The organism is Saccharospirillum sp. (assembly GCF_039982735.1).
In the GTDB taxonomy this organism is placed as follows: Bacteria; Pseudomonadota; Gammaproteobacteria; order Pseudomonadales; family Natronospirillaceae; genus Saccharospirillum.
Map to the genome: position 1 here is coordinate 230598 of NZ_JBDWXV010000011.1, position 20053 is coordinate 250650.

General features: G+C 55.8%; 20 protein-coding genes. 14 read left to right on the forward strand and 6 right to left on the reverse strand.

Features of this window, described 5'->3' with window-relative positions; genetic code table 11:
- Positions 1 to 115 precede the first annotated feature (115 nt).
- Together ABJT94_RS09340 and ABJT94_RS09345 are read right to left on the reverse strand one after the other, a co-directional pair.
- Positions 116 to 535, reverse strand: a complete 420-nt coding sequence (locus ABJT94_RS09340) for a VOC family protein (protein ID WP_127555065.1) — start codon at positions 533 to 535, stop codon at positions 116 to 118.
- Positions 532 to 1653: a GNAT family N-acetyltransferase gene (locus ABJT94_RS09345; RefSeq protein ID WP_348475590.1), complete on the reverse strand. Its 1122-nt coding sequence runs from the start codon at positions 1651 to 1653 to the stop codon at positions 532 to 534. The genes ABJT94_RS09340 and ABJT94_RS09345 overlap by 4 nt, the downstream gene beginning before the upstream one ends.
- A 112-nt stretch (positions 1654 to 1765) precedes the next feature.
- On the opposite strand from ABJT94_RS09345, the gene ABJT94_RS09350 reads away from it, so the two are divergent.
- The 7 genes from ABJT94_RS09350 to hppD all read left to right on the forward strand — a co-directional run bounded on the left by ABJT94_RS09350 (position 1766) and on the right by hppD (position 8940).
- Entirely contained in the window at positions 1766 to 2203 is a 438-nt protein-coding gene (locus ABJT94_RS09350; protein ID WP_348475589.1) for an HIT family protein, read from the forward strand.
- Positions 2204 to 2293: 90 nt separating this feature from the next.
- Complete coding sequence (locus tag ABJT94_RS09355; protein ID WP_348475588.1) at positions 2294 to 2833, forward strand: phosphatase PAP2 family protein; 540 nt, start codon at positions 2294 to 2296, stop codon at positions 2831 to 2833.
- The gene (locus ABJT94_RS09360; RefSeq protein WP_348475587.1) at positions 2833 to 3885 is read left to right on the forward strand and encodes an MJ1255/VC2487 family glycosyltransferase; all 1053 of its coding nucleotides are present in this window, start codon (positions 2833 to 2835) and stop codon (positions 3883 to 3885) included. The genes ABJT94_RS09355 and ABJT94_RS09360 overlap by 1 nt, the downstream gene beginning before the upstream one ends.
- A 238-nt stretch (positions 3886 to 4123) precedes the next feature.
- Positions 4124 to 4918 (forward strand): phenylalanine 4-monooxygenase, encoded by a 795-nt coding sequence (gene phhA / locus ABJT94_RS09365; protein ID WP_348475586.1) that lies wholly within the window; start codon positions 4124 to 4126, stop codon positions 4916 to 4918.
- Positions 4919 to 5199: 281 nt separating this feature from the next.
- The gene (locus tag ABJT94_RS09370) at positions 5200 to 5541 is read left to right on the forward strand and encodes a 4a-hydroxytetrahydrobiopterin dehydratase (RefSeq protein ID WP_348475585.1); all 342 of its coding nucleotides are present in this window, start codon (positions 5200 to 5202) and stop codon (positions 5539 to 5541) included.
- Positions 5542 to 5681: 140 nt separating this feature from the next.
- Positions 5682 to 7241 (forward strand): transcriptional regulator TyrR, encoded by a 1560-nt coding sequence (gene tyrR / locus ABJT94_RS09375; RefSeq protein ID WP_127555072.1) that lies wholly within the window; start codon positions 5682 to 5684, stop codon positions 7239 to 7241.
- 610 nt (positions 7242 to 7851) lie between these two features.
- Entirely contained in the window at positions 7852 to 8940 is a 1089-nt protein-coding gene (gene hppD, locus ABJT94_RS09380; protein ID WP_348475584.1) for a 4-hydroxyphenylpyruvate dioxygenase, read from the forward strand.
- A gap of 81 nt (positions 8941 to 9021) precedes the next feature.
- Here the strand turns inward: hppD and ABJT94_RS09385 are convergent, their stop codons facing one another.
- The 4 genes from ABJT94_RS09385 to ccsA form a co-directional block, all read right to left on the reverse strand.
- Entirely contained in the window at positions 9022 to 9741 is a 720-nt protein-coding gene (locus ABJT94_RS09385; protein WP_348475583.1) for an RNA methyltransferase, read from the reverse strand.
- Between the two features lie 76 nt (positions 9742 to 9817).
- The gene (locus tag ABJT94_RS09390) at positions 9818 to 10234 is read right to left on the reverse strand and encodes a DUF4864 domain-containing protein (protein ID WP_348475582.1); all 417 of its coding nucleotides are present in this window, start codon (positions 10232 to 10234) and stop codon (positions 9818 to 9820) included.
- Positions 10235 to 10567: 333 nt separating this feature from the next.
- Entirely contained in the window at positions 10568 to 11845 is a 1278-nt protein-coding gene (locus tag ABJT94_RS09395; RefSeq protein ID WP_127555076.1) for an HlyC/CorC family transporter, read from the reverse strand.
- 93 nt (positions 11846 to 11938) lie between these two features.
- Positions 11939 to 12733, reverse strand: coding sequence for a cytochrome c biogenesis protein CcsA (ccsA, locus tag ABJT94_RS09400; RefSeq protein ID WP_348475581.1), 795 nt, complete (start codon positions 12731 to 12733; stop codon positions 11939 to 11941).
- 175 nt (positions 12734 to 12908) lie between these two features.
- On the opposite strand from ccsA, the gene ffh reads away from it, so the two are divergent.
- From ffh to thrC, 7 genes are all read left to right on the forward strand, one after another.
- The gene (ffh, locus tag ABJT94_RS09405; RefSeq protein ID WP_348475797.1) at positions 12909 to 14318 is read left to right on the forward strand and encodes a signal recognition particle protein; all 1410 of its coding nucleotides are present in this window, start codon (positions 12909 to 12911) and stop codon (positions 14316 to 14318) included.
- Positions 14319 to 14735: 417 nt separating this feature from the next.
- The gene (rpsP, locus tag ABJT94_RS09410; RefSeq protein ID WP_028669622.1) at positions 14736 to 14987 is read left to right on the forward strand and encodes a 30S ribosomal protein S16; all 252 of its coding nucleotides are present in this window, start codon (positions 14736 to 14738) and stop codon (positions 14985 to 14987) included.
- A 23-nt stretch (positions 14988 to 15010) separates the two neighbouring features.
- A complete protein-coding gene (gene rimM / locus ABJT94_RS09415) occupies positions 15011 to 15547 on the forward strand; it encodes a ribosome maturation factor RimM (protein WP_127555078.1) in 537 nt (178 codons plus the stop codon).
- A 29-nt stretch (positions 15548 to 15576) separates the two neighbouring features.
- On the forward strand, positions 15577 to 16362 hold the full coding sequence (trmD, locus tag ABJT94_RS09420) for a tRNA (guanosine(37)-N1)-methyltransferase TrmD (protein WP_348475796.1): 786 nt from the start codon (positions 15577 to 15579) through the stop codon (positions 16360 to 16362).
- Positions 16362 to 16727 (forward strand): 50S ribosomal protein L19, encoded by a 366-nt coding sequence (rplS, locus tag ABJT94_RS09425; protein WP_348475580.1) that lies wholly within the window; start codon positions 16362 to 16364, stop codon positions 16725 to 16727. The genes trmD and rplS overlap by 1 nt, the downstream gene beginning before the upstream one ends.
- A gap of 257 nt (positions 16728 to 16984) precedes the next feature.
- Positions 16985 to 18283, forward strand: coding sequence for a homoserine dehydrogenase (locus tag ABJT94_RS09430; RefSeq protein ID WP_127555081.1), 1299 nt, complete (start codon positions 16985 to 16987; stop codon positions 18281 to 18283).
- 329 nt (positions 18284 to 18612) lie between these two features.
- Positions 18613 to 20016 (forward strand): threonine synthase, encoded by a 1404-nt coding sequence (gene thrC / locus ABJT94_RS09435; RefSeq protein ID WP_348475579.1) that lies wholly within the window; start codon positions 18613 to 18615, stop codon positions 20014 to 20016.
- Positions 20017 to 20053 lie beyond the last annotated feature (37 nt).

Here is a 20053-nt window from a genome sequence, read left to right on the forward strand (position 1 = left end):
TCCGGGGAAGTCTGAGGCATGGATGCCGAAGTCTAGGCCCCATGGACGGGTTCACGCCGGCCCCGGATAGGTACACCCGGTGCCTGACACGGATTCCTGGCACCAAGCCGTTAGGCTACCACTCGCCCTGGTTGGGCATTGAGGCCCAGGGTTCCTGGCTGGGCAGGGCGTCGCCTTTTTGCAGCAGCTCTATCGAGATGTTGTCCGGGCTGCGTACGAAGGCCATGTGGCCGTCGCGGGGTGGTCGCAGAATGGCGACGCCGTTGTCCTGCAGGTGCTGGCACAGGGCGTAGATGTCGTCGACGCGGTAGGCCAGGTGGCCAAAGTTCCGGCCGCCACCGAGCACTTCATCCGACTCCCAGTTGTAGGTCAGTTCGACTTCCGGTTCGCCGGGTTCGGTGGCCAGAAACACCAGGGTGAATTTGCCGGCGGGTACGTCTTTGCGGCGAATTTCCTGCAGACCGAGCAGGTCACAGTAGAAATGCAGTGAGGCGTCGAGGTCGGTGACGCGAATCATGGTGTGCAGATACTTCATGGTGATTCTCCATCCGCGGTGGCTTTAAAGGGCAGGGCTTCGATCATTTGCTGGCGGTAGTGTGCCACCATCTCTGCTTCTTCGTCACAAAAGCGTTGCACTGCGTCTCTGAATTCCGGATGTGCCAACCAGTGGAAAGAGTGGGTCAGCGTCGGCTCGAAGCCTCGCGCAACCTTGTGCTCGCCCTGGGTGCCCGGGTCGAAACGCTGCAGGCCGTTGCGGATGCAGTAGTCGATGCCCTGGTAGTAGCAAGTTTCAAAGTGCAGGTTGTTGTATTCGGCCAAGCACCCCCAGTAACGACCATAAAGCGATGTATCGTCGCGAAAGCAGAGGGCACCGGCCACGGCTTCTTCACCCTCGTAGGCCATGAAAAGCACCAGGGTTTCAGGTTGGCGGGCCAGCAATTGCTCAAAAAACGCCCGATTCAGGTAGCCCTGACGGCCCCGTTTCAGATAAGTGGCGTGGTAAAACACATAAAAGCGATGCAGTGTGTCCAGGCTGATGTCGGTGCCTTCAAAGCAACGCAAACTGAGGCCCTGGTCGGCAATGGAGCGACGTTCCTTGCGGGTATTCTTGCGTTTACGCGAGCTGAACCGGTCGAGAAAATCGTCGAAATCCCGGTAATTCCGGTTTTTCCAGTGAAACTGGACATCACAGCGTTCTGCCCAGCCGGTTTGACGCCAGAGCCGGGCCGTTTCAGTATCCGGGAACAGCAGATGGGCACCGCTGTAAGCCTGGTCCCGAACCCTGTCTTCAATCGCGCCAGCCAGCGTAGTCACCTGGCTTGCAGTCAATGGTTGGGTAGCGCGCGGTCCCTGGGAGGGTGTGTAGGGAATGGCCGCCACCAGCTTTGGGTAGTAGGGCAGGCCGTGCTGCTCATAGGCATGCGCCCAGGACCAGTCAAAAACGTACTCGCCCCAGGAGTGCGTTTTAGCGTACATCGGCATCCAAAGGGTCTGGTCGCCCTCATTGAGGCTCAGATGTTCCGGCTGCCAACCCGAGTTTTCACTGCAAACGCCGGTTTGCTCAAGTGTCGACAGAAACGAAGACTTCAGGAACGGGTTGTGCTGAGCGCCGCTTGCTGCGGCCCAGTGGGTGTGCCAGGTAACGGTTGGCATAATCAGTTTCCATAAAACGTCCGGCTATTATAGGGACCGGCAAGCTGGTTCCAAGCCGACATCGCAATGCCCGGGCCGCTTAAGGTAGAATGACCGGTCGAAGGAGGACATCATGTTTGAACTGGATTATCGACTGCAAAATGATTGTGTGGAAGTAGGCTCGCTGATGGTCAGCCGCATTCTGCTGATGAAAGATGCCAATTACCCCTGGCTGATACTGGTGCCTCAGCGTGAGGGCATCAGCGAGATCTACCAGTTGGATGTCGACGATCAGGAACAGTTGATCTGGGAAAGCTCGTTTGTGGCCGAGCGCCTGATGGCTACCTACAACGGCGATAAAATGAACATCGCAGCGCTGGGGAATGTCGTTCCGCAATTGCACATTCACCATGTGATGCGCAAGCAGGACGACGCCGCCTGGCCGAATCCCGTTTGGGGCGCTGTGCCGCCCAAAGCCTACAGCCGGCATGCATTGCGTCACCGGGTAGAGCAATTGCAAGCCGCATTTGAAACCTCCACGTTCAAGCCTGCCGAGTTGCCGCCGGCCTGATACTGCCCGGTGTCATTGAAGGTTCACGCAATTGTCAGATAGCTGACATCTGAAACTGAATAATAAGGCTCTGAACGATGGAGGTTTATTATGAAATGGTTGCAGACGATTCAGCATCTCGACATCCAGACGTTTAACTGGTGCATGGCAAGGCGTCGACGCGAGCAATTGACGGCACTTAGCCGGGCGGTGTCCAGAACGGCCGATGGCTGGATGTACCTGTTGTTCTTTGCTTTCTACGCCCTGGTGCAACGCGATTCAGGCCTTGCCCTGGCGACGCTGGCGTTCTGCGCCTACGGTGTAGAGCGCAGCATCTACTGGGTGCTGAAGAACACCTGCCGGCGCAATCGTCCGCAACAGGCGCTGGACGAATTCACCAGTTTTATCATTCCTTCCGACAAGTTCAGTTTTCCATCCGGCCATACTTCCGGCGCTTTCCTGTTTACGTTTCTTGTGGCCAGTCAGCTACCGGCCTTACTGCCCTTTCTGCTGCTTTGGTCTGCAGGCGTCGCCGGTTCTCGTATTTTTCTAGGCGTGCATTTCCCAACAGATACCCTGGTCGGCGCTTGCCTGGGCAGTCTGGTCGGTTATGGCATGCTTGGTTGGTTCGCAACGCAGGGGTGGCTGTGATGAAGGTTTTATACGGTGTTCAGGGAACCGGTAATGGGCACATTACCCGTGCACGGGTCATGGCCGAGGCAATGGCGTCTCGCGGTATTGAGGTCGATTGGGTTTTTTCCGGCCGGGAGCGCGAAAAGCTGTTTGATATGGAAGGCTTTGGCAACTTTCATTGTTTTCGTGGTCTGACCTTCCAGGTTCACAACGGTAAAATTGACATGCGTCGCACCATGAACGACGCCTCCATGAGCGACTTGTGGCGCGATATTCGAACCCTGTCTCCCGAGCAGTACGATCTGGTGCTGACCGATTTTGAACCGGTGGTCGCCTGGGCGGCGCGTCGTCGAGGCGTGCCATGTATTGGCATTGGGCATCAGTATGCCTTTGCACATGATATTCCCAAGGCCGGGCACTCTGTGGTGTCTGAGGCGATCATGCGCTGGTTTGCGCCGGTTACGCTGGGGCTGGGCGTACACTGGCATCATTTTGACAATGAGATACTGCCGCCCATCATCGAACCGGTAAAACAGCCTGAGCCCGGTGATCTCGATTCTGTGCTGATCTATCTGCCGTTTGAAAACAGCCGCAGCATCATCAACTTGCTGGCGCCATTGAAGCGGACCCGTTTTGTTATGCACTGTGGTGATCTCACGCCCGGGCAATACGGCAATGTAACGGTTAGGGGGTTCAGCCGCGACGGATTCAAGGTGTCTTTGCACCAGTGTGGCTCGGTGGTATGCAACGCGGGTTTTGAGTTGACCAGCGAGGCGCTTGCCCTGGGTAAACGGATTCTGGTTAAACCCCTTCACGGCCAAATGGAGCAATCGTCTAACGCTGCGGCACTCGAGCAACTGGGTCTCGGACAGGTGATGCCGGAATTGAGCGCCGAGGCTATTGCCTATTTTCTGGCAACCGGAGAGCGGCAACTGGTGAATTACCCGAACGTGGCCGAGGCCATTGTTGACTGGTTGCAGCAGTATCCAACGCGGTCGGTGGCCGACCTGGTTTCCGAGCTTTGGCAGGATGTCCAATTCAGCGCACCTCAGTCGATTCAGGCGGCCTGACCACCGCCAGGGCCATCGCCACCCTCTCCTGACAGCCCCTTGCCATTGCTGGCTCTGCGGGCTGTTCGTCCACCAGTGTTGACAAAATTCCAGGCTACGACCAGCAACGTTCCCATTGTTGCCCCGACGGGTTCAGAGGTACAACAGAGGCCTCAATCATTGTCGTTGAAATGATGACTGGTCCATTCAGCCAGCATGGTTTCCGATCCCGAACACAAAAAAGACAAGGGTGAATACAATGGCAAAGGCAAGCCGCTATGTGGCGCATGAGCCCGATGCTCAGGGGCATGTGGCCTGGCAAGCAGCTGAGCACGATATATGGCAACGGCTGGTCCGTCGTCAGAACAAGGCCATTCCCGGCAAGGCCTGCCAGGAGTATCTGGACGGCCTGGAGCACCTGAACCTGCCCGAAGACCGGATACCGCAACTGGCCGAAATTGATGCAGTGCTGACCAAAGCCACCGGCTGGAAGACAGCCCCGGTACCGGCTCTAATCGATTTCTCTGAGTTTTTCCGGTTACTGGCCAGCCGCCAGTTCCCGGTGGCGACTTTTATTCGCTCGGAGCGTGAACTCGATTACCTGCAGGAACCGGACATCTTTCACGAGATATTCGGCCACTGCCCCATGCTGACACATCAGGCCTTTGCTGACTTTACCCAGCTGTACGGCGAACTGGGCCTGAACGCCTCGAAAGAAGACCGCGTTTTCCTGGCCAGAATGTACTGGTTCACCGTCGAGTTCGGGTTGCTGCAATCGGGTGATAACCGGGCCATTTATGGTGGTGGCATCCTGTCATCCCCTGGTGAAACCGATTATGCCTTTAACAGCGAGGTGCCCGAGCGGTTGCCGTTTGACCTGGTCTCGGTGCTGCGTACGCCTTATCGCATCGACATCATGCAGCCGGTTTACTACTGTCTGGAGTCGGTAGATCAGCTCTATGATATCGCCCGCGTGGATATTATGGGGGCTGTTCAGGAGGCCAAGCGGTTGGGCTTGTTTGCCCCGCGGTTTGAGCAAAAGCAGGCGGTGTGAACCGGTATCGGTCTATGACCTAAATGAATTAACAAATTCAAGTTTCGAGGTTCGCCCAGGAGACTGGCAGTGGGTGCCGGGTGGGCTCCTGTGGGGTAGTCCGCAGTATGGATCGGTCTGACGCCTCGCCTGCGGCCTTGGCCCGAGACGTCGGACCGCCATGGAAGGATTGAGTGGGCGGCATCCCGCCCGAACCCACAGGGGCCTACCCGGCATCCGCTGCGGGCCAAGGCCTCTCAGGTGACCCAAACTCCGAAACGTGAGTTAACTAAGGAGACAGCATGACTCTTGCAGCAGAACACTGTGAGGCCTGCCGGGCCGGAGCGCCCCAGGTTTCAGATGAAGAATTGGCGGAATTGATTAAAGACATTCCGGACTGGCAGCCGATCACCCGTGATGGCATGTTGCAGTTGCAACGCAGTTTCAAGTTTAAAACGTTCCGCGCCGCTCTGGATTTTACTAATCAGGTTGGTGAGTTGGCCGAGTCTGAAGGGCATCACCCGGAAATTGTTACCGAATGGGGTAAAACCACGGTGACCTGGTGGACTCATAAAATCAAAGGTCTGCATCGCAATGATTTTATCTGTTCGGCCAAAACCGATGCTCTGTTAACAGGGCAGTGAAAGCCACGGGGCGGGGTGCTGTCAGCGCCCCGGCTCGTGAGTTAACAAGCCTGTAAAGAACAGTTGACAATAGGTCGCTTCTGCGGCAGCTTAGGCCTCCGGCAAGATCACCGTACAGACGGTAGATAACGGAGAGCAGCATGCGGCTGAAAATTGAATGCGAAGAACGTCTTGGTATCTGTGCCGAGGTGCTGGATATTCTGGTGAATCACCAGATCGATTTGCGCGGTATCGAGATTGACCCCACTGGTGAGATCTACCTGAATTTCCCCACCGTTGAGTTTGACGAGTTTCAGCACCTGATGCCTGAGATTCGACTGATTCCCGGCATTCATGACGTCTCGATGATCCCCTATATGCCTACCGAGCGGGAGCAGCAGGAACTGCGAACCCTGTTGAAAACCCTTCCAGAGCCGGTGATTTCAATCGACAGCAAGGGTTATGTGGTGATCGCCAACGAGGCAGCGCTGGATATCCTGCAACTGCCCGATGCTGATGTGGTTAACAAACTGCTCAAAAACTGGGTAAAAGGCTTTAATTTCACTAAATGGCTGGGCGGCAAAAAACCCGCAACTGAATCGACCCACATGCAGTTAAAAGGCCGAACGTTTCTGGCCGATATTTACCCGATCTGGTTGCCGGGCGAAGGCCCCGAAAGTGGAGAAACTCTGTTTGCGGGCGGTGTGATTACCTTCAAATCCCCAGAGCGTCTGGGTCGGCAGATGACCGCCTATCACCAGCAAACCGGTGAGTTCGAAATGCTGATCGCTGAAAGCCAGTCGATGAAGCGCGTGATCCGCCAGGCCAAACGGATGTCAGGGCTCGATGCGCCTTTGCTGATCACTGGCGAGACAGGCACGGGTAAGGAATTACTGGCCAAATCCTGTCATCAGCACAGTCTGCGTAAAGACAAACCCTTCCTGGTGCTCAACTGCGCGGCCTTGCCGGATAACGTCGCGGAAAGCGAGTTGTTTGGCTATGCGGCTGGCGCTTTTGAAGGCGCTACCCAGGCCAAAAAAGGGATTCTGGAGCTGTCGGAAGGCGGTACCGTGTTCCTGGATGAAATCGGCGATATGTCGAAGGTGCTGCAAAGCAAGTTTCTGCGCCTGTTGCAGGATGGCACCTACCGGCGGGTGGGCGACGAGAAAGAGTACCGGGCCGACGTGCGCATCATCTGTTCAACCCAGAAAGACCTGTTGAACATGGGACATAAAGGTGAGTTCCGCGAAGACCTCTACTATCGACTGAATGTACTGACGTTGCACATTCCGCCGCTGAGGGATCGCAAGTCAGACGTGCTGCCGATGGCTGAGCGTTTTATTGCCCGGTTTGCCGAACCCCAGCGACGACGCATCAAGTTATCGAGAGCCTGCCAGAACGCGCTGCAACAATACCCCTGGCCCGGTAATGTCCGCCAGATGGAGAACGCCCTGTTGCGAGCGGTTTCCCTGGCCGAAGGCGACATACTCGAGCCGGAGCATTTGCAATTGCCGAGTTTTACCAGCGGCTGGGGCTATGCCGAAGAGAATTTTGACGGCTCCCTCGACGAAGCCATGAAACGCTTCGAATCCGACCTGTTGCGGCGGCTCTATCCGGCCTACCCAAGCAGTCGGCAACTGGGCAAGAAACTCGGCGTATCGCACACAGCAATTGCCAACAAGCTGCGCGAATACGGCATCGGCAAACACGCCAAGCGTTAGGCGCTTTATTGAAGCTTAAATCCTGGAGTTTGAGTCGGCTGGGTGGCATTGGTTCGCACCGGATACCGGGGGTGCCCCTGTGGGGTCGGGCGGGATGCCGCCCACTCAATCCATCCATTGCGGTCCGACGTCTCGGGCCTAGACCGCAGGATATGAATCCCATCCATGGGATTCACCCTTCGGGTTCGCTGCGCTCGTGCTAAAACGCTCCCGGCGTTTTAGTCCCTGCTGCGGACTACCCCAAAGGGACACCCCCGGCATCCGCTGCTTGTCTCCTCGGCGAACTCCGAAACTTAAGTTTAATACTACAGGTGGCCTGCTGGTTATCACTCTGTATCAGAAACCGTCCGTTTAGGTCGGGTTTTACAGATGAGATGGCCCAGTAACCTATTGATATAAATAGACTTATTGGCTTCTGTAAACAATGTCCGCCAGGCTTTACGGATTTGGCTGACACCGCACTCCAACCAACCTGGTGGCACACACTGGCGTTCTGCTCCGGGTCGGTTCACAGTTTCTCCAGACTAAAACAGCGCTTTCCTTTCTCGTCGCCGACGGGGAGCAGTGCTGATAATAAAAACAGATTTTGTCTTAACTGGAGATACGCACCATGACCGATATGCAGGTACAAGGCACCGCCAACCCGCTGGCCACCGACGGTTTCGAATTTGTTGAGTACACCGCGCCAGATGCCCAGGGCATTCAGAATCTGAAAGACCTGTTTCTTGGCCTCGGTTTTGCCGAAGTGGCCAAACACAAGAACAAGAACGTCTGGCTTTATCGTCAGGGCGATATTAATTTTGTTGTGAATGCAGAACCCAATTCGCACGCCGAAAACTTTGCACATCAGCACGGCGCCAGCGTGAATGGCATGGCCTGGCGGGTTAAAAATGCTGCCAAGGCGATGGACCAGGCCGTTGCGGCCGGTGCCAAACCCTTTACTGGGAAGATTGGCCCGATGGAACTGAACATTCCGGGTGTATTTGGTATTGGCGAAAGCACGCTTTATTTTGTCGACCGGTATGACGGCTCGTCGATTTATGACATCGATTTTGAGTTTTATCCGGGCTGGGAAGCGCAAGTCGCTGAAAACAGTGTTGGTCTGGAGTATGTCGATCATCTGACGCACAACGTTCAGCGCGGCAATATGGGCGTCTGGGCCAGCTTCTACGAGCGTATCGGTAACTTCCGTGAGATTCGGTATTTCGATATCGAAGGCAAATTGACGGGGCTGGTATCAAAAGCCATGACCTCCCCCTGCGGCAAGATTCGCATCCCAATCAACGAGTCGAGCGACGATAAATCCCAGATCGAAGAATACCTGCGTGAATACAAAGGTGAAGGCATCCAGCACATTGCACTGGCAACGTCAGATATCTATGAGACTGTGCGCACCATGCGCGAGCGTGGCATGAAATTCATGTCAACGCCGGATACTTATTACGACAAAATTGATGAGCGCGTAAAGGGCCATCAGGAACCGGTCGACACATTGCGTGACCTGCGCATCCTCATCGATGGCGCACCGGAAGATTCCGGTATTTTATTGCAGATTTTTACCAACACCGTTATCGGCCCGGTATTTTTTGAAATCATTCAGCGCAAAGGCAATGAAGGCTTCGGCGAAGGTAATTTCAAAGCCTTGTTTGAATCAATCGAGGAAGATCAGATTCGCCGTGGTGTGATCAAGGGCGACTGATTAAAATAAAATGGGCCAGGCCTTTAGGCCCTGTATTTACTCTATCAAACAAACGCTGAACACTCTGATTGATTGAGGTGTTCAGCGTTTGTCCGCTGCTTCCTGAGCTTTACTCAGCACCCCGCGCAATAATCGCAACTCTTTCGCCGTAGGGCGCGCCCGACGATACAGAGCCTTGAGGTGGTCTAATGCCTGACCGGGCGCTTTGGTGTTGGTAAAGCCAATCTCATCCAGCGTTTGAGCCAGGTGATTGTAAAACCGGTTCAGATCCTCGTTTAACGGATAGTCTTCTTCGACTTGCTGTAACTGGTTTTGCCGCTGACTTGCTTTGAATACCTCGTAACACACCAATTGTACCGCCTGGCTGAGATTGAGCACCGGGTAGTCGGGGTTAGCATCAATGTTCAACTGGGCGTGGCATTGCTGAATATCATCGTTATGCAGACCCATGCGCTCACGACCAAACACAATGGCCACTGGCGCCTGTTGCTGTAACGAAACGGCTTCTTCGGCGCATTGCTCAGCTGTATAGGCGGGCAGTCGTATGCTGCGATCACGGGCGCTGGTACCTACCACCAGCACGCAGTCGTGGATGGCCTCGGCCAAAGAGGGAACGATGCGAGCACTGTCCAGAACATCCGTTGCCTGGCCTGCGCGACTGTAGGCTTCATCACTCGGAAAATCGACCGGATTCACCAGCACCAGATCGGACAAGCCCATGTTTTTCATGGCCCGCGCGACCGCGCCAATGTTTCCGGGATGCCAAGTCTGGATCAGGATAATGCGAATGTTTAAGGCCATGACGGGAAAGCGCCCCCTGGAAATAAAAGAGGCGCAGTTTACCTGAAAAGGGTGGCGAGGGTCAGGCTCTCAACGCCTAAAATGCCTGGGACTGATAAGGCGTAAGCTGCACTCCCGCAATGCGCCACTGGTCTTCACTGTTCAAGCGCATGGCATAGTAGGCCATGTATTCGTCGCCTTCTCGGTCGCGGAGCCAGATCGGCTGTATCCAGGCGTCGCCCCCATCCCGCGCTTCTTCAAAGCGCATGACAGTGAAGTCGATCAGTGGGCGATAGCCTTGTTGGACCATACGGTAGAAGCGATCGGGCGAACCAAACTGGCGTTTGATGCCCGCATCAGCGAAGCCATAGGCCGTATCAGCGTCACCATTTTGCAACGCGCCCAGTTGCTGGGTGATCAGTGGTTGAAATTCTTCGGGTGGGGTCGTGTTTTCGGCCAGGGCGGCGGTGGCCAGACCCAGGCCCATCATTGCGATTCCAAGCCAGCGTTTCATGACACACTTCCCCTCTGATCAGTATTTGTACAACTGGATACGCAGGGAAAGGATAGCTGGTTTTAAACGAAGAGCTTTATTTTAAATAGTTTGAATGCAACCACCTTGTGAGTGTTGGCTGCCGGGTGTGCCTATCTGGGGAAGTCTGAGGCATGGACTAAAACGCCAGGAGCGTTTTAGCATGAGCGCAGCGAACCCAAAGGGTGAATCCCAGGGAGGGGATTCATATCCCGAAGTCTAGGCCCCATGGATGGGTTGAGTGGGCGGCATTCCGCCCGGCCCCGGATAGGCACACCCGGTAGCCGACACGGCATCCAGCCACCGAATAAAGATTTACTTGCGCTTGGCAGGCAACTCGCGGGTTCTGGCGGCGATGACCGCGTTGTCCCGGATCTGGAGGATTTCGATCAGGTAACGGTCGATCTTGATGCTCAGGTTGGCATCGGGGATGTCTTCAATGTGCTCGAGAATCAGGCCATTCAGGGTTTTGGGGCCATCGATGGGCAGCTCCCAGCCCAGAGCACGGTTGATTTCCCGGATGTTGGCGGTGCCGTCAATCACGTAGGAGCCATCCCGCTGAGGGTGTATCTCCTTGCTGCTGTTGGCAAAATCTGTGGTGAATTCACCGACAATCTCTTCGAGCAAGTCTTCCAGCGTTACCAGGCCCTGAATATCGCCGTATTCATCGACGACCAGGCCCATGCGCAACTGTTGCGCCTGGAAATTCAGTAGCTGGGTGTGTAGTGGGGTGTTTTCCGGTACGAAATAGGGGTCTTTCGCCGCCTTGGTCAGCATGACCTTACTCGGCTCATCGGCATAGAGGAATTCAGCAGCATCGCGAATGTGCATAATGCCGATGACTTTATCCAGATCGCCCTTGTAGAGCGGGAAGCGGGTGTATTCGGTACGACGGATCTGATCGGCAATGGTGTCGATGTCGTTTTCCATATCAATGCCCGACACCTCGTTACGGGGCACCATGATGTCGTTCACGCTGACGTTTTCGAGCTCCAGAATGCCCAGCAGCATGTTCTGGCGCTGCGCCGGCAGGCTATCGCCAGACTCGTTCACTATGGTCTTTAGTTCTTCTGCCGACAAAGCTTCCTGGCCTGCATGCGAGTGACCAACGCGCATCAGCCAGAAAATGGCCTTCACAATCAGGTTGACCAGCCAAATGGCGGGCTTCAGAAAGACAAGAAGCGGACGCAAGACATAGGAAGCTGGAAAGGCTATTTTTTCAGGGTAGCGCTGGGCCAGGGTTTTCGGAGTGACTTCAGAAAAGATCAGTACAACAAGGGTTAGCGTGACCGTGGATACGCCCAAAGCCAGGTCCGGGTGTTCGGGCATCAGTCGGATCGCAATGAGGGTCGCCAGCGAGGCTGCCGCGATATTGACCAGATTATTGCCAATCAGTATGGCACTGATAAGCCGGTCGGGCGTATCGAGAAGTCGACGGGCCTGGGTGGCGCCGCGATGGCCTTCATTGGCAAGGTGTTTGAGGCGATAACGGTTCAGAGACAGCATGCTGGTCTCTGAACTGGAAAAAAAAGCAGAGAATAGCAGCAGCAGGCCCAGCATAAGAAACAGCAGGCCTATGGGTAGATCGTTCAAGGTGGGGAACCTAAATTACCGAATAAGTGTGCTTTTTAGCGGTGTGAGGGGTTCAGTGTCAAGGAATAACCGGAATTGGCGCACATTTTAAGCCTACCCATAGCGGTGCAGCAGGTATTCCAGCACGAATTTGGAGCCGAAAAAGGCCAGCATCAGAAAGATGAAACCAAACACCGTCAGCCGGCTGGCCAGCGCACCGCGCCAGCCGAGGTAAAAATGACCAAACAGCAGCACGGCAAAAAACAGCCAGGCCACAAAGGTGAGCACGGTTTTATGCACCAGATCCTGGGTCAGCAGATTATCAACAAAGAGCCCGCCCGAGATCATCGCTGCGGTTAGCAGAATAAAGCCGATCATCAGCCATTCAAATAGCAGGCGTTCCATGGTCTGCAGGGGCGGTAGAAACCGGTTCAGCCGGCCACTCAGGTGGTGCTCGTGTAACTGACGGTTTTGAATGCCCAGCAAGAGGGCGATCAGGGTGGCAATGGTGATGACGCTGTAAGCCAGCATGGACAGAAAGACATGCAACACCACGCCCGGTTGATAAAGCCTGGGCGCAAACTCCTGCGGCGTTACCGCAACAACGATCATGATCAGGGCAGCGGCCGGTAGCACAAAGGCAAAGAAGCTGTGCAACGGTTTAGACCAGCCGCTGATCAGTAGAACCGTCACAATGAAAAACGTAATAACCGAGGCCGCGTTGGTCAGGCTGATTTGCAGTGCACCGAGCACAATGACTTCGGACGCCAGAATCGACAGATGAGCAAGAACCGCCACAGCGGCGGGCCAGAATACCCAAGCCCGGGGCGGCAGCTCCACCCGGTAAAGGCCACGCAGGGCGATGGCGCCACTGAAGATGTATCCCAAGACGGCAAGCCAGATCAGCATTCAGGTTCCTTGAATCGGGTAGTTTGGTGTTCGACCGGGGTCGGGTGCATGAGTGTCGCATAAATGATAGCGATTCCCAACCGGACTGCACGCTCGGGGTGGTCGAAAAGCCATCATAGAGACCAGCGCGTCGCACTGTTATACTGCCCCCATTCTCACTTGCACGGAAGTCATGATGTTTAAAAGCCTGTCCGAACGTCTGTCCCAGACGCTGAAACAGATCTCCGGTCAGTCCAAACTGACGGAAGACAACATCAAGGCCACGTTGCGCGAAGTGCGCATGGCCTTGCTGGAAGCCGATGTCGCCTTGCCAGTCGTCAAAGCTTTCATTGACCGGGTGCGTGATCGCGCCGTCGGTCAGGAAGTCAGCAACGCTCTGAACCCGGGGCAGCAGTTCCTGAAAGTCGTCCAGTCTGAACTGGTCGAGGTGATGGGCGCCCAGGGTGAACCGCTGGATTTAAGCACCCAGCCGCCGGCGGTGATTCTAATGGCCGGTCTGCAGGGGGCGGGTAAAACCACCACCGTCGCCAAGCTGGCGCGTTACCTGATCGAGCGCGACAAGAAAAAGGTCATGGTGGTTTCGGCCGACGTCTACCGTCCCGCCGCTATTAAACAGTTAGAAACTCTGGCCGGTGAAGTCGGCGCCGTGTTTTTCCCGAGTGATGCATCCCAGAAACCGGTGGCCATCGCTGAGGCAGCCATCGCAGCGGCGCGTAAACAGTATATAGATGTCGTTCTTGTGGATACCGCAGGTCGATTGGCGATCGACGAAGCCATGATGGCCGAGATTCAGGCGCTGCATAAGGCCATCAACCCGATTGAAACCCTGTTCGTGGTCGACGCCATGACCGGTCAGGATGCGGCCAATACCGCCAAGGCCTTCAATGAGGCCTTGCCGCTGACCGGGGTAGTACTGTCCAAAGCAGACGGTGATGCCCGGGGTGGTGCGGCGCTGTCTGTGCGGCACATTACCGGCAAACCGATCAAATTCATGGGCATGGGCGAAAAGACCGATGCCCTGGAAGCCTTTCACCCCGATCGGGTTGCTTCGCGCATTCTCGACATGGGCGATGTGCTGTCGCTGATCGAAGAAGTCGAGCGTAAGGTCGATAAAGGCAAGGCCGAACAACTGGCAGCCAAGCTGAAAAAAGGCAAAGGCTTCGATTTGGCCGATTTTCGCGACCAGCTGCGCCAGATGGACAGCATGGGCGGCCTGATGGGCATGGTCGACAAACTGCCGGGCATGGGACAGATGGGCCAGGCGGCCAGTCAGATGCAGGGGGCGGAAAAGAATTTCAGACAGATGGGCGCCATCATTGATTCGATGACACCGGCCGAGCGCCACTTCCCCGACAAGATCAACGGCTCACGCAAGCGCCGCATTGCCATGGGTTCCGGCACCCAGATTCAGGACATCAATCGCTTGCTGAAACAGCACAAGCAGATGTCGAAAATGATGAAGAAGGTCGGTAAGAAAGGCGGCATGGCTAAAATGATGCGTGGCATGGGCGGCATGATGGGCGGCGGCGGTGGTCTGCCACCAGGCGGCTTCCCGGGAGGCGGTGGACGCGGCCCCTTCGGCTGATAGGGGAGTCCAACTAACTTAAGTTTCGGAGTTCGCCGGAGAACCGAGCAGCGGGTACCGGGGTAGCCCTTGTGGGGAAGTCCGCAACATGGATGTTGCGGTCTAGGCCCCACGGACGGGTTCACGCCGACCCCACAAGGGCTACCCCGGCACCCGGTGCGGGCTCAAGCCACCCAGCCAACCCGAACTTCGAAACTTGGGCATCCGTGCCCGACATAGCCCTTGCGACTTGATTTACAGCCCCTAATACGTATACTTTCGCGGCCTTGAAAACCGGGGTGGGCCCGGTTTTCGGTATAACTTTGGGTTAGTGAACCCGTGTTTCAGCGTGCTGAAGCCGGTTCATGATCAGGGGTAACCCCTCTGAAGATCCAAAACGGCAGGTGATTTCAAAGCTTGCCCAGACAGGAGGACGCGATGGTAGTCATTAGACTCTCACGTGGCGGTTCTAAGAAGCGCCCGTTTTATCATATTTCCGTAGCCGACAGCCGTAATGCCCGTGACGGGCGTTTTATCGAGCGTGTTGGTTTCTTTAACCCGGTCGCCCGTGGTCAGGAAGAGCGCTTGCGCGTTTCTCTGGATCGCGTCGAATACTGGGCCAGCAAGGGTGCGCAGACTTCTGACCGTGTCGCCCAGCTGCTTAAAGAGTACCGGAAAGCCCAAGGCTGATCCGTCCAGTCAAGGGTTGATGTATGACGCCGGAAAAACCGGAAGAAATGATCGTGCTGGGCCGGGTTTCCTCGGTATACGGTATTCAGGGCTGGGTGAAAATCTACTCCTATACCGAACCGATGGACCGGATTCTGGATTACGGTCACTGGTTGCTCAATATGAACGGCCGCTGGACACCGATTACCGTTGATAAGGGGCGCAGTCACGGCAAGGGCATGGTGGCACACTTTGAAGGGTGTGATGACCGTGACCAGGCCAAGCAGTACTGCGGTGCCGATATTGGGGTGACAAGTGATCAACTGCCGACGCTACCTGACGACGAGTTCTACTGGTATCAACTGGAAGGCTTGCGCGTTGTGAATGAGCAGGGTGTCGTACTGGGTAAGGTGGATCATATGATGAGTGCGGGGGCCAGCAACGATGTGTTGGTGGTCAGTGGCAGTGCCGACAGTATCGACCGTCAGCAACGCCTGATTCCGTACGTACCGGATATCTATATCAAAGACGTTGACCTTGAAGCGGGTCAGATTCGAGTTGATTGGGATCCGGAGTTTTGACAATACCGTCAGAGGATGAGCGGGCCGATATGGCTGTTCAGCCTGAGCACAAGCAATGGTTCGGTGTGGTGAGTCTGTTTCCGGACATGTTCGAATCCTTTTTGGATCAGGGCGTGATCGGCCGGGCGGCCAAGCAGGGGTTGATTGACGTCGGGTTCTGGAACCCGCGCGATTACACCCACGACAAGCACCGTACCGTGGACGACCGACCCTTCGGGGGCGGGCCTGGCATGCTGATGAAGGTGCAACCCCTGCGGGATGCGATTCAGGCAGCGAAAGCCGCCAGCGGCAACCAGGCCAGGGTGATCTATTTGTCGCCTCAGGGCAGACGACTGGATCAGGCTGGCGTACATAGCTTGGCGCGGTATCGACACATGATTTTCGTTTGCGGCCGTTATGAAGGCATCGACGAACGTGTGATCGAGACCGAAGTGGATGAAGAATGGTCGTTGGGTGACTTTGTGCTCAGCGGTGGTGAATTGGCCGCCATGGCGTTTATCGATGCCATAGGTCGTCAGATCCCCGGCGTACTGGGGCATGAGGCATCAGCGGTTGAAGATTCATTCACCGATGGATTGCTGGACTGTCCACATTACACACGACCTGAAGTACTGGATGGAATGAGTGTGCCGGAGGTACTGCTCAGTGGTCACCACGATAACATTCGTCGGTGGCGGCTCAAGCAGGCACTGGGGCGCACTTGGCAACGTAGATCAGACCTGTTGGCTGACCGGGAAATGACCGCAGAACAGCAGGCGCTTTTGGACGAGTATCTCAATGAGCAGAACTCGCGCAATGGATCAGGAGCGATTTGATGAGCAATAGCAATTTGATTATTCAGCAACTTGAAGCTGAACAGATGAACAAAGAAATCCCTGCTTTCGGCCCGGGTGATACCGTGGTTGTTCAGGTTAAAGTTAAAGAAGGCGAGCGTGAGCGTTTGCAGGCCTTTGAAGGCGTAGTGATTGGCAAGCGTAACCGCGGCCTGAACTCGGCTTTCACGGTTCGTAAAATCTCCAGCGGCGTTGGTGTTGAGCGGACCTTCCAGTCCTTCTCACCGGTTGTAGACAGTGTGGAAGTCAAGCGTCGTGGTGACGTGCGTCAGGCCAAGCTGTACTACTTGCGTGAGCGTTCAGGTAAGTCTGCACGCATCAAAGAAAAAATCGATCACAAGCGTTAATTCGCTGAGCGATTATCGCTCTGTGACGGTTTTGAAAAGGCAGCCTCGGCTGCCTTTTTTTATTGGCGTTCCAGAGGCGTCTGGGTGGGTGAAACAGCCTGTTGCGAAAATATCACGGTCGCAGGGGCCAAAGTCCGCTTTTGGCGCGGGTTTCGCGTTGACACCCAGCGGCGCGCTCAGTATGTTTTGAACTCCCTACCGTTCGGTCGGCGTATGCCCGGCCGATGTTGGATTCCAGTCAGTAAATGAGGTCAGTTTTGAAATCAGTCAATGTGGGATTATGCGGTCTCGGCACCGTAGGCAGTGGTACTTTCAACGTCATGCAGCGCAACCTGGAAGACATTGCGCGCCGTGCCGGAAAGCCTGTGCGAATTACCCACGTTGGTGCCCGTCGGGACAACCCGGCTTGCCACCTGGGCAGCGTCAAGGTATCGCGCGATATCTTCGATGTTGCACGGGACCCGGATATTCATATCCTGGTGGAACTGATCGGCGGCAATGACGTCGCCAAAGAATTGGTGCTCGAAGCCATCAAACATGGCAAGCATGTGGTGACCGCCAACAAATCGATGATTGCGATCCACGGCAACGAGATTTTCAAGGCCGCCGAAGCCCAGGGCGTGGTGGTAACTTATGAAGCGGCCGTCGCCGGCGGTATCCCGATCATCAAGGGCATCCGCGAAGGTCTGGTCGCCAACGACATCAAATGGTTGGCCGGTATCATCAACGGCACTGGTAACTTCATCCTGACCGAAATGCAGGAAAAGGGCCGTGCCTTTGATGACGTCCTGAAAGAAGCGCAGGCGCTGGGCTATGCCGAGGCCGACCCGACCTTTGATGTAGAAGGCATCGATGCGGCTCACAAACTGACCATTCTCGCGTCCATTGCCTTCGGCATTCCGCTGCAGTTCGATAAGGTCTATACCGAGGGTATTACCAAAATTACCCGGGAAGACGTTCAATACGCAGAAGAGTTGGGGTACCGCATCAAGCATTTGGGCTTTACCCGCAAAACCAATGAAGGTGTCGAATTGCGGGTGCACCCAACCCTGGTACCCTCCAAGCGTCTGCTGGCCAATGTTAATGGCGTATTAAATGCTGTGCTGGTGGAGGGCGATGCGGTTGGACCAACCATGTATTACGGTCCCGGCGCTGGTTCAGAAGCGACTGCCTCGTCTGTGATTGCCGATATCGTCGACATCGCCCGTGAAATCGACAATGCCGGTAATGTTCCGCACCTCGGTTACAGTTCGGAAACCGAGAACATGCCGGTATTGCCGGTCAGTGAGATTGTCACTGCTTATTACCTGCGTATTTCCGTGAAGGATGAGATCGGCCAAATGGCCAATATCGCGCGTATTATGAGCGAGAAGGGCATCAACATCGAAGCTATCATCCAGAAAGAGCCGGAGGATGAGTCGGATGTCGTGCCACTTATTCTGCTGACACACCCGGTGCGCGAACACCGGATGGACGATGCCATCAGTGCCATGCAGGCGCTGGAGTCGGTCACCAAGCCGATCGTTCGCATTCGTGTTGAACAGCTGGATGGCTAGATTGGTGTAATTGCCCAAGTTTCGGAGTTCGGGTTGCCTGAGAGGCATTGGACCGCACCGGGCAACGGGTGTACCTCTGCGGGGTCGGCGTAAATCCTTCCATGGAGCCTAGACCGCAGGATATGAATTCCATCCGTGGGATTCACCCATCGGGCTCGCTGCGCTCGTGCTAAAATGCTCCTGGCATTTTAGTCCCTGCTGCGGACTACCCCGCAGGGGTACTCCCGTCACCCGCTGCTAGTATTCCGTGGGCGAATTCCGAAACTTGAACTAGCGTAATACCCGCCGGGCTGTTGCTCGGCCGAACCCATTCTAATGAGACTTGATTCGTGAAATACATCAGCACGCGGGGCAAAGCCCCAACCTTGGGTTTTGAAGATGTTCTGTTAACCGGCCTGGCTTCAGACGGTGGGCTGTATGTGCCGGAAACCCTGCCCGAGTATTCGCTGGATCAGATTCGCCAGTGGCGCGGCCTGCCGTATCACGAACTGGCCTTCCACATCATCAAGCCCTTTGTTGATGGCGCCATCGCTGACGATGAACTGGCGGCCATGCTAAAAGACACCTACAGCGTCTTTGGCCACAAGGCCATCGCACCGCTGACTCAGCTGGACCACAACGAGTACGTGCTGGAGCTGTTTCAGGGGCCGACCCTGGCGTTCAAGGACTTTGCTTTGCAGCTGCTCGGGCGCATGCTTGACCATGTGCTCGAAAAGCGTGGCGAGAAAGTCGTCATCATGGGGGCGACCTCAGGTGATACCGGCTCGGCAGCCATTGAGGGCTGCAAGCGCTGCAGCAATATCGATATTTTCATCCTGCACCCCCACAACCGCGTCTCCGATGTGCAGCGCCGCCAGATGACCACCATCACCGGCGACAACATCTACAACCTGGCCGTTGAAGGTAATTTCGACGACTGTCAGAGCATGGTGAAGGCCAGCTTTGGCGATCAATCCTTCCTGCGCGGCGAGCGCCGCCTGGTGGCAGTCAATTCGATCAACTGGGCACGCATTATGGCCCAGATCGTTTACTATTTTTACGCCTCATTGAACCTGGGGGGGCCGGACCGCGCCATGGCGTTTTCGGTGCCGACTGGCAATTTTGGCGACATCTTCGCCGGGTACCTGGCGCGCAAAATGGGCCTGCCGATCAGCCAGTTGATCGTCGCCACCAACCAGAATGACATCCTGCACCGGGTGATGAGCAATAACGTTTACGAGAAGCACCCACTGGCTCACACTCTGTCGCCGTCGATGGATATTGTGGTATCGAGCAACTTCGAGCGCCTGTTGTTTGACCTCTATGATCGGGATGGCGCTGTGTTGGCCGACCTGATGAACAGGATGAATACCGAGACGGTCACCCTGGACGAAGCCCGTCTGGCCAAGGCCCGGGAAGTCTTCGACAGTTACGGCGTCGACGATGCCGTCACCGTGAGCACCATCAAACAGGTCTTCGCAGAAACCGGCTATCTGCTTGATCCGCACACCGCCATCGGCGTAAAAGCCGCCCGGGAAACCCGGCGCAGTGCCATCGACCCGATGATCACCCTGGGCACCGCCCATCCGGTGAAATTTGCCGATGCGGTCAAACAGGCTGGTTTGCAATCTCCGGAATTACCGCACCACCTGACTGACTTGTTCGACCGGCCGGAGCGTTATGACGTACTGCCCAACGAGCTCGGCCGGGTTCAGGCCTATGTCGCCGACGCCGTCTTCGGCGAGGGTAGCTGAGCGGCGTGGCCGCTCCGTTTCCCAACCTCCAGACCCG